Source organism: Paenibacillus sp. FSL R7-277 (genome assembly GCF_000517965.1).
Taxonomy (GTDB): Bacteria; Bacillota; Bacilli; order Paenibacillales; family Paenibacillaceae; genus Paenibacillus_AQ; species Paenibacillus_AQ silagei.
In genome coordinates this window covers 1-10,357 of sequence record NZ_ASPX01000005.1, presented here as the reverse complement: position 1 = coordinate 10,357, position 10,357 = coordinate 1, and the positions used below count along the sequence as shown (strand labels likewise).

At 54.3% G+C, this 10,357-nt stretch carries 6 protein-coding genes; 5 read left to right on the top strand and 1 reads right to left on the bottom strand.

The window, feature by feature from the left end:
* Nucleotides 1-32 precede the first annotated feature (32 nt).
* Nucleotides 33-1,589 (top strand): response regulator transcription factor, encoded by a 1,557-nt coding sequence (locus C173_RS02130; RefSeq protein WP_036721943.1) that lies wholly within the window; start codon nucleotides 33-35, stop codon nucleotides 1,587-1,589.
* A 12-nt stretch (nucleotides 1,590-1,601) separates the two neighbouring features.
* Nucleotides 1,602-3,356, top strand: a complete 1,755-nt coding sequence (locus C173_RS02125) for a cache domain-containing sensor histidine kinase (protein WP_036722089.1) — start codon at nucleotides 1,602-1,604, stop codon at nucleotides 3,354-3,356.
* A gap of 67 nt (nucleotides 3,357-3,423) precedes the next feature.
* On the opposite strand, the gene C173_RS02120 is transcribed toward C173_RS02125, so the two are convergent.
* A complete protein-coding gene (locus C173_RS02120; protein WP_036721941.1) occupies nucleotides 3,424-5,127 on the bottom strand; it encodes a CPBP family intramembrane glutamic endopeptidase in 1,704 nt (567 codons plus the stop codon).
* 250 nt (nucleotides 5,128-5,377) lie between these two features.
* Here C173_RS02120 and C173_RS02115 point away from each other — a divergent pair, with 250 nt between their 5' ends.
* From C173_RS02115 to C173_RS02105, 3 genes are all read left to right on the top strand, one after another.
* Nucleotides 5,378-6,739, top strand: a complete 1,362-nt coding sequence (locus C173_RS02115) for a TrkH family potassium uptake protein (RefSeq protein WP_235191735.1) — start codon at nucleotides 5,378-5,380, stop codon at nucleotides 6,737-6,739.
* Between the two features lie 12 nt (nucleotides 6,740-6,751).
* Entirely contained in the window at nucleotides 6,752-7,420 is a 669-nt protein-coding gene (locus C173_RS02110; protein WP_036721939.1) for a potassium channel family protein, read from the top strand.
* Between the two features lie 247 nt (nucleotides 7,421-7,667).
* On the top strand, nucleotides 7,668-9,935 hold the full coding sequence (locus tag C173_RS02105) for an AraC family transcriptional regulator (protein ID WP_036721936.1): 2,268 nt from the start codon (nucleotides 7,668-7,670) through the stop codon (nucleotides 9,933-9,935).
* The last annotated feature ends 422 nt before the right edge of the window (nucleotides 9,936-10,357 follow it).

Sequence of the window (10,357 nt, the reverse complement as noted above, 5' to 3'; positions counted from 1 at the left end):
CCTCTTTTCCGCATGAAGGAGTGCTGGTTGCGATGTACAGAGCTGTCTTGGTAGATGATGAGAATTATGACCTGGAGGGGCTGCGCTGCCTGATTCCCTGGAGTGAGCTTGGGATTGAAGTGGTCTGTAGCGAGAGCAACCCGCTTGCCGCTCTCCAATATATCGAGAATCATGAGATTGATCTGCTGATTACAGACATCCGGATGCCGGCGGTTTCCGGTATGGAGCTGTCCCGCCTGGCGCTGGAGCTGAACCCGGGGCTCAAAATCGTGTTCATCAGCGGCTACCAGGAATTTCATTATGCGAAGCAGGCACTCGACTTGAAGGCCCATGCCTACGTTCTTAAGCCGGTTGATGATGAGGAGCTGATCGGTGTACTGCGCACGGCTACCGCCGAGCTGGAGCTGGAACGGAGCAGGGGGCCGGAGGACGGCGGGATGATCGCTTCCTTCGATTTCATCAAAAATGATGTGCTGCAGCATCTGCTGGAGGGCAGCATTGACGGGGCTACGCTGGGCGCCTTCCTGGACCGGTATCCGCTCGACTTGGCCTTCTCCAGCGCTTCTGCGGTGCTGATTGAGGCCGATGATGTTCTGATGCGGGTGCAGGAGCAGCCGGAGGATGTCTATGCCGGTCTGGACAGGCTGTTTCAATACATCGGGACAGAGATTGACGCCGCCGCTGCCGGGAAATGGTGCCGGTTGAACCGTTCACAGCTCGGTTTCGTCTATACCGGGCAGCGCCTGACGCTGGAAGAGCAGCTTCAGCAGCTGGTGCAGAAGGTCCGTGAGCACACGGAGTATACGATCACTGTAAGTTATGGAGCAGAGGTGGGGTCTCCGGAAGGACTGGCCTCCTCCTTTTCCCAGGCAAAGGCTTATATGAACGGCAAAATGTTCATCGGCAAGAACAGGGTGATTCCGCCGGTGATGAGCAAGCCGGGTATGGTTCAGGAGATCAAGGAGCTGAGCGTTGTCCTGGAGGGGATGTTCGGGGCCATGGCGGCCTACAGGCTGGCTGATATTTGCGACTGCCTCGACGAGCTGTTCGAAATGGCGGCGCTGTTCGAGCATCCGGTGAAGGTCTATCATTTCTCTATTCATATCGTTACCCGGCTGGAGGCTTACCTGGGGACACTCAACGAGACCTACGAGAGTCTGCAGCAGATGGACGTCATTCATCATCTGGAGACCGTTGACGATATCAAACGCTGGCTCCGGTGTACCTTGTTTGAGATTTCCGAGCTTCTGTTCATGAAGAAGCAGCACAAGAACCGCCGGCTGATGGAGCGGATTGAAGCTTATATCCGGGAGAGGCTGACAGAGAATCTTACCTTGCGGGCGGTAGCTGCCCATTTTGCCTATTCGCCGAATCATCTCGGGGTCCTGTTCAAAGAGCACACGGGGGAGAGCTTCAATGAGTATCTTGTGCGGCTCCGCATGGAGAAGGCGATTCTCCTGCTCGATCAGCCTCAATACAAAATTTACGAGGTGGCTGATAAGGTTGGCTACAAGAACATTGCTTATTTCAGCAGGCAATTCCGGGAGTTTTTCAATATGACCGCAGCCGATTACAGAAAGCAGAGCTGATCCGGCATGCAGATGAAGCGTGCGAAATCCTTATACATTCCCATAAGCTACAAGCTGCTTATTTCTTATCTGCTGCTGGTGCTGACACCGATCATCGCGATCGGCAGCTATGCCTACCTGTCGTCTGTGCGTTCCACCGAGCAGCATACCAGAAGCAATCTGGAGGTGGCTGTCAGGCAAATGGCCAGCAACGTGGATTTCCGGCTAAAGGATATGGTCCGCAGCACCGATGAGCTGTATGCAGACCAGACCCTGGCGCGTTATCTGGCAGGCTATCATTCCGGCTGGGAGAGATACAGCATTATGTCGCAGTATATCCTCCCCAGGCTGAAGAATGCGGCGAATCTGCCGGACCCGGAGGTCGAGCTCTCCGTCTATGTAAGCAATCCTGATGTCGGGGAATTCTATTACAACGATAGTGCAGCAGAAGATGTCCGGAAGTACTCTTTGTTTCATATGGAACGCATTGAGGATGAAGCGTGGTACAGAAGGCTCGATCTGCATTACGGCTCCAGTGCATGGCGGCAGACGGGCAATGACAAGGCGGATGGCAGCATCTCCTACCTGCGGCCCCTGATCAACTACGATACCCTGCAGCTGAATGGTCTGATCAAAATGACGGCGAATATGAAATACATCTTCTCTGATGCAGTCTCGGGGCAGCTGGGCGAGGACAGCATCCTGTTCATCGTGGATAACGCAGACCGCCTGCTGTTCACAAGCTCCCCGAACGGGGTTATCCCTGAGCCGCTGGCTTCAGCCGCTTCAGGTTATATTAAGCAGCCCGGTTCTTATATGCAGATCAAACAGCCGGTTACCAATATGCCGGCCAGTGTAGTAGCCTGGATTCCATATGCTTCGCTGCAGAAGAATTCACAGCAGGTCCGCAATGTGACCATCGGCATCTGTCTGGTTACCCTGGTGCTGCTCTTTCTGATCAGTCTGGCGATGTCCCAGTATTTCTCGCGGAGCTTCCAGAAGCTGGTGTCTTCCCTGAAATCTTTTCAGGAAGGGGACTTCCACAAGCGGATGCCGGTCCGGGGCAATGATGAGTTTGCGGAGATCGGCAGTGCTTTTAACGAGATGGCTTCAACCATTCAGCGGTTAATCGATGAGGTCTATGTCGTCAGTCTGGAGAAAAAGGAGACCGAGCTGCAGGTGCTGCATTCCCAGATGAACCCGCATTTCCTGTATAACACCTTCTCTTCCATCAGCCGGATGGCCAAGCTCGGGGAGATTGATAAGCTGCATGAGGTCATCCGTTCACTGGCCCGGTTCTACCGGCTGACGCTGCACCGGGGGGAGATGATTATTCCCGTGGAGCAGGAGCTGCAGATCGCGGAATCGTATCTCGACATTCAGCGGATCAAGAATGCGGACCGGATTCATGTCGCCTATGCTGTAGCGCCGGAGGTGCTGGAGAGCGAGAGCGTGAAATTTATTCTGCAGCCGTTTGTGGAGAATGCGCTGGAGCATGCCTGGTATGACGATGAAATCTCCCTGGTTATCCGTGCTTACATGGAAGAGGGTGATGTGGTCTTTGAAGTGGAGGATAACGGGCTGGGGATGAAGGAGGAGCTGATCGGACAGATTCTTGAGCCTGCGGGCCAGGGGATCGGCTATGGCATCCGTAATGTGGACCAGCGGATCAAGCTGCAGTACGGCAGACCGTATGGCGTAGCTATTCACAGCTCTCTGGGCGAAGGAACGCTGATCCGGCTCCGCTTTCCTTACCGTCCGTATCATTCTGTGCCGGAAGAGTCATGACAGCTATAGCTATACAGCAGCAGCGGCTGCGCTTTCCCTGATCAGGAGGCGCAGCCGCTGCTGGTGTTTATGGAGTAGAGAAAGGTTCTACCGGCTTCGGCTCCCGTGGAGGATTGAAGCGGTATACCAGATAACCGACGATGAACGGCAGGATGATGGTCACGATGCCTGCCCCTACATTCACCTTATCCTGCATGAAGATTAGCGTAGCCCCCATCAGGATGCTGTCGAATACCACATGGCTGAACATCACCGCGATGAACCCGTACCGGATGAAAATATAACTGAACAGGAGGCCGATGACCGTCAGCTCAATCGGCCGTGAGATGACGGGATAGATCGGGTAGAGCGTATGTCCGAGTGCCCAGATCAGGGTCGTGATCAGTGAAGCGATGAGCGTATTCTTAACCAGCTTCTTCAGCATTCGGATCCCGAACAGACGGTAGACCGCCTCTTCCGAGAGCCCGGCCAGCCAGGCGACAATCGGCAGGAGCCAGGCATACTTCATGTTGTAAGGCGACTGGCTGGCATCTGTGGTGGACCAGTTATCCAGCGTATAGGACAGAATAATGAACATGACGGTCTGTACGCCAAGCAGAATGAAGGCCCAGATATAACCAGCCTGGATACTCTTCAGTACATAGTGGCCGTAGCCGGGCTCGGAGGCCCGGGGCCAAGGATTCAGCTTCTCCTCAGAGCGCCACAAGCCGTCCCCTCCAACCAGGGAGAAGTAGAGCAGAAGCGACATCAGCAGACTGTACAGAACGTAGATGATGAACATGACTACGGCTGTAACTCTGGCTTCAGCGCTGCCGCTGCCGGATTCGGATACCACATTGTAGCTGCTGACCATCATGATCAGGAAATGGACGGAGCTCAGGAAAATTCCGCGTTTCCAGGAAGTATGCTTCCTGCGCAGAATGCCGTAGATCATCGCCAGGATACCGAGCAGCAGTGTAGGCAGGCCGTAGCCGAACAAGGTGAGCTTCTTGGCAAGCGAGGTCTGCCCGTCCACATAAGTATCATGCCAGGCGGGAGCCGAGAATCCGGCACGGAAGTACGAGACCTCGCCGTTCAGATAATTGAATTGGTACTTAAGCGGTAATTCACCTATGGTGACGGAGTTGTCGGAATAGACAAGCCCGTATCCATCAAGGTTAGCCTCAATCTTCAGCTTGGCAGGATTGGCCCCCCAGAGCTTCAGCCAGGGAAGGGCGAGCCTCTCTTTTGCCTCCAGGCTCAGATCCGGTATGCTGCTTACAGGATTGGCAGTATCGTTACGTTTGGTTGCCGCCGTGGGCCGCTCCCCGTAATTCAGCCCGGACGCAGCGTCGGCATCGGCGCCAACAGCAAAAGCCACAGGCTCGCCGGTATACATATTGAGATCGACTGCCAGCCGGGCTGCCGCCTCTCCGGACGTATAGAGCACCGCATGGTACACATCGAACGGATAACGCTGGTCCAGCTTATTCTTGGAATAGTCCGGAAGCAGCTTCTCACGGGACATATAGCCGTAGAAGGAAGAGTCCGTCTTGTATAGGATCACCCATTCATCTCCGGCTGCGGCTTCATAGCCGAGCTGCCCAGCAGCGAATGCGGCGGCCTTCTCCCGGATTTCGCTTTTGCTGAGAATGGCTGTATCCCCGTCTGAACTGGAGAGGAGCTGTGGAGCGATCTGGAACATGACAAATAGAATGAGTCCTAGAATTCCGGCTAGGATAAGTTTGGTAGTAAGGGGCCGCTGATGCAGGGGCTGGCCGACGGGATTCATGGAACGCCTCCTTGAAATAAAATGCTCTCATCCATCCATTATAGTATTACATGCCGGGCAGGTACAAAGAAATGCCTTATTATCCTTTTACGTGAAGAAGTCCCGGCTTATGCTTAAAGGCTTGTTATTTTTGTCTTCTTATCAAAATGAGTCTTTGTGAAGTTAGGCAATAACGTATATAATTTTGTATGCTTATCTGATACTGACCGATTCGTAATTTCTAATATGGAACCCTGAAAGGATGAGAAGTTTGGCGTCACCGTCTTCCAAGATCACCGGCTTCCGATTCCTGAAGCTGGCTCCTCCGCAAATCCTGGTGCTGAGCTTTGCTGCGGTCATCCTCATCGGCACGCTGCTGCTTATGCTTCCGGTATCCAGCGTACCCGGTCAGCCGCTCCGCTTCATGGACGCGCTGTTCACAGCCACCTCTGCCGCCTGTGTGACCGGACTGGCTGTAGTGGATACCGGTACCCATCTTACGGCCTTCGGACAAGCGGTCATTCTGGTGCTGATCCAGATTGGCGGGCTCGGGTTCATGACGATGGCCACGCTGTTTGCGCTGGTGTTCAGGCGCAGAATATCACTGCGTGACCGGCTGATTCTTCAGGAAGCCATGAATCAGAGCTCGATGGAAGGGATTGTGCGGCTGATCCGCAAGGTGCTGCTCTATTCCCTGGTCATTGAAGCTGCGGGAGCGCTTCTCCTGTCCATCCGCTGGGCGGTGGATATGCCGTTTGGCCGCGCGGTCTACTACGGGGTGTTCCACGCGGTGTCGATGTTCAATAACGCCGGATTCGATCTGTTCGGCGGGCATGATCATAGCTTAATCAGCTATGTCGGAGACCCGGTCATTAACCTGGTCGTTATGTTCCTGATCATCTCCGGGGGAATCGGCTTCATCGTAATCTCCGATCTGGCCGACTTCCGCCGCACCCGGCGGCTGTCGCTGCACAGCAAGGTGGTGCTGTCGATGACAGCCGGACTGATTGTGACCGGAATGGTGGTCATCTTCATCTTCGAGTTCACCAATTCGCGGACCCTGGGACCGCTGAATCTCGGGAGCAAGCTATGGGCCTCCCTGTTTCAATCGGTGGCACCGCGTACAGCAGGTGCCAACACACTGGATATCACGGGACTGCGTCAGGCCACTCAGTTCTTCATCGTGATCCTGATGTTCATCGGCGCTTCCCCGGGCTCTACCGGCGGCGGCATTAAGACCACAACCTTCACGCTGATGATCGGAGCTGTAATCTCCATGCTGCGCGGCCGCGAAGACATCGTGCTCTTCCGTTACCGGCTGGCTCAGGAGCGCGTGTTCAAGGCACTAACCATTACGCTGCTGGCGCTGCTGCTGATCGTTACGGTATCGATGATGCTCTCGACTACAGAGGGGCTGCCTTATCTGATGATTCTGTTCGAGACAATCTCAGCGTTTGCCAATGTCGGACTGAGTCTGGGACTGACCCCGGAGCTGACGCAGGTCGGCAAGATTCTGATCTGCCTGACCATGTTCGCCGGACGGCTGGGACTGCTGACGCTAGCGTATGCGCTCGGTCCGAGACAGGGTAAACCATTATATAAATATCCGGAAGGCAAAATGATAATTGGATAGGGGAATCAAGTCATGAAACCACAGCAGTTTGTTGTAATCGGCCTGGGCCGCTTCGGCTCAAGTCTGGCACTGGAGCTGATGTCCATGGGCTACGAGGTGCTTGGCATTGACCACCAGGAGGAGCGGGTGGAGGAGATGACCGGACGGCTGACGCATGCAGTCATGGCAGATGCTACGGATGAAGGGATTATGCGTTCACTCGGGGTGCGTAATTTCGACTGCGGCATTGTGGCGATCGGCGATAATATGGAGCGGAGTATACTGGCTGCGATTCTGCTGAAGGAGCTGGGCGTCAAGCAGGTGGTCGGCAAAGCCATCTCCATTCTGCATGGCCGTGCGCTGTCGAAGCTGGGGGTGGACCGGGTGATTTTTCCGGAGCGGGATATGGGTATCCGCGTGGCTCATCAGCTGGTGACGCCGAATCTGCTCGATTATATCGAGATCTCCAAGGATTACAAGGTTGTTGAGCTGACGGTGCCCGCCTGCATGAACGGCAAAAGCCTCTCTGAGCTGAACACCCGCGCCAAATACGGCTGCAGCATCATTGCCCTGAACCGCGAGGATGGCATCATCGTTGCCCCGACTGCGCATGATCATGTGCATCAGGGAGACATCATGGTGGTGATCGGCTCCAACGACAGCATCGAGGAGTTCGAGGATGAAGCGGTGAATGCGGAGTAAGGATTTCCTGCCAGCCAGCCTATCCAGATAAAAGAAAGCTAAAAACGCCCGGATGGCAATGCATCCAGGCGTTTTTTGCTGTTTCGGCGTAAGCCTGCAGCCGCACATTAGAACGCCTGTTTCACCAGCCTGTAACATGCCGCGCGGGGGTTGAAAAATTTTCCTATACACATATGTAAAATGTATCCTGAAATGATAAAATAAAATATTGTAAGCGGTAACATAGAAATCCTTAGGGGGATACGTGATGAAAAAAACACCGATGATCCTGCAGCTGGCGTTGATTCTATTCTGCATTATGGCTATTCCTACAGCAGTCCTGACCTGGTACAGCGGGTCGCAGATTATACAGAACTCTGAAGCGGCTATCGGGGAATCCACGCTGGCCGGGCTTAATGCCAACCGCAGGCTGAATGAGAACGCGCTGGCTAATCTGGCCCAGGATACGTCGCGTCTGGCGGCGACGAATATTTTTGACCGCATCCGCAGCTTCGAGACCTACGATGAGATTAACGCCAACTATAACAATGTAAGTCTGGCGTTGTCTGTCACCAAGGAGCTGTTGAACCTGAACCGCCGGGTGGACGGTGTGTATTCTTCATTCTTTGTCCTGGAGGATTCGGATTATGTCTTCTCTACCGACAGCAGCATCACGACGCTTGCCCGCTATGAGCCTATCGGGTGGATCACAGAAGCGCTTAAGGGGCGCAGGGGGATCAGCGGGGTATGGGTGCCCCGTAAGCTTGCGTCGGGCGAGAACGTGGTGTCTTATGTGTACCCGCTCAACCGCCTGTCCACCACCACCCGGGGAGTGATCGTCGTCAACATGAAGGAGAGCCAGATCGGCAAATATCTGCATGCTACCGAGGTGGGTGACAGCAACTACCTGCTGTTGGACACTGCGGGTACGGTGATCTCCTTCAATGACCGGTCCATGCTGCTCTCCGACAGCCGTAAGCTGCCGTTCTTACAGGAGATTCTGAATCAGGAAGCCAGTGAAGGCTACACCTTCCGCAAGCTGGAGGGTAAACGGACGGTGTATGCCTGGAGCCGTTCCTCCTTGTCCGGGTGGTGGAATGTAAGCTGGAGCTCTATGGATGAGCTGATGACCAAATCCCGGGAGATGCAGGGGAATATTATTCTGCTGACGGGGGCGATCATTCTACTGGGGACGCTGCTGGCCATCTTCCTCGCCACCTGGCTATCCAGGCCCCTGAGGCAATTGGTGCAGACGATGCGCTCGAAGATGGATCTGGGCGTAGTGAACAAGAATGAGCTGGCCTTCCTGGATATGGCCTTCAAACGGATGCAGGAGGAGGAAGAGAGTCTGTTCCAGCTGCTGCAGGAGCGTGAACAGGATACCCGCAGTCTGGCCGTGCACCGTCTGCTGCGCGGTGAGATTCCGCCGCGGATCACGGAGGTTTTTCCGCATGCCTGTTACAGAGTGGTGGTGGTCTCCATCGACCAATATAGAAGATACGTGGGCCATACCAATGGGGAGACGCGCAGTTATCACCGGTATTTGCTGAGTGCCAAGTATGAGAATGTTTTCCCTGAGGGGCTGGTGGCCCGCTGTGTCTACCATAATGAGGGCTGTACAGTGATTGTACTGAACTTTGCTCCGGAGGAGGGGGAGGCGCATAGTACTCTGATTCATCAGGCGCTGGAGGAGATCCGCGATCAGTCTCTTGAGCTGCTGGAGCATTCGGTCACGATTGGGGTGAGTGAGCGGACGGATGCTCCCGAGCGGGTGGCACTGCGGCTGTTCGAAGCGATGGAGGTGATTAAGCGCAGGATGATCAAGGGGGCCGGAAGCATCATGTACTGGCATGACGGGGAGGATAACAGCCGCAAATATGTTGACTCTGAGAGCAGCGAGCGGCGAATTCTGAATTTCCTGGATGCCGGCGACCTGGTGGGAATCTTCAAGGAGCTGCAGAGTATCCGCAGCCAGATCTCCGCAGAGGATAATATCTCCTACGATAATATTATGTTCATCTATCATCAGCTGATGGGCGCGACGATCAAGCATCTCCGGGAGAACCACCTCGGAACCGGAAGGATGATTATGGGCCGGGGCAACGTGTATTCGATTCTCGCCGCGATGGATACGCTGGATGAGCTGGAGGAGTACCTGTATGATTTCTACTGTGAGATTGTACAGAGCCTGGATCGCAGTACCCATGAGACCAATTATGCACAGCGGATCATGGAGTACCTGAAGCAGCACTACCGCGAAGAGATTGTCTTCGAGGACATGGCCAAGCAGATTGGCATCAGCTACTCCTACATGCGTAAGCTTGTCTATGAGCAGACCGGCAGCAGCATGATTGATTTCGTCAATCAGCTAAGGATCGAGCAGGCGAAGGAGCTGCTGCTGGATTCGGGGCTGACAATCAAGCAGATTGCCGCAGAGGTCGGTTACGCCAATGTGCAGAGCTTCAACCGCTTTTTCCGCAAGTATGAGGGCATGCCGCCAAGCGGCTACAAGTCAGCTAAGAGTAAGAGTTCCTAAAAGCTCATAGATGGCCATAGAAACCTATAGAAACCTATAAAAGCCCATAAAAGCCCATAGAAACCCGTAGAAACCCATCCCCGGCGGACCGGTATCTCGTTTCAAGGATCTTGGTTTTTCGGCTTGCCGGTGGAAAGTGGGCAGGCGGTGGAAATGAGAGGGATAAATCCCTCTAATGGTGCTGAAAGTGGGTGGATGTGAATCCCGGGAAAGTTGGCTAAACGAGCGAATGAGGAGCACAAGTGCCCCTGAATCCCGGGAAAGTTGGCTAAACGAGTAAATGAAGAGCAGAAGTGCCCCTGAATCCCGGGAAAGTTGGCTAAACGAGTAAATGAAGAGCAGAACTCCACAGCCCCCTAAAGAAGTTGGAGTCCTCCCCCACAAAAATGTAGACTAGATATAGGAGGAGGATGAACGGTATG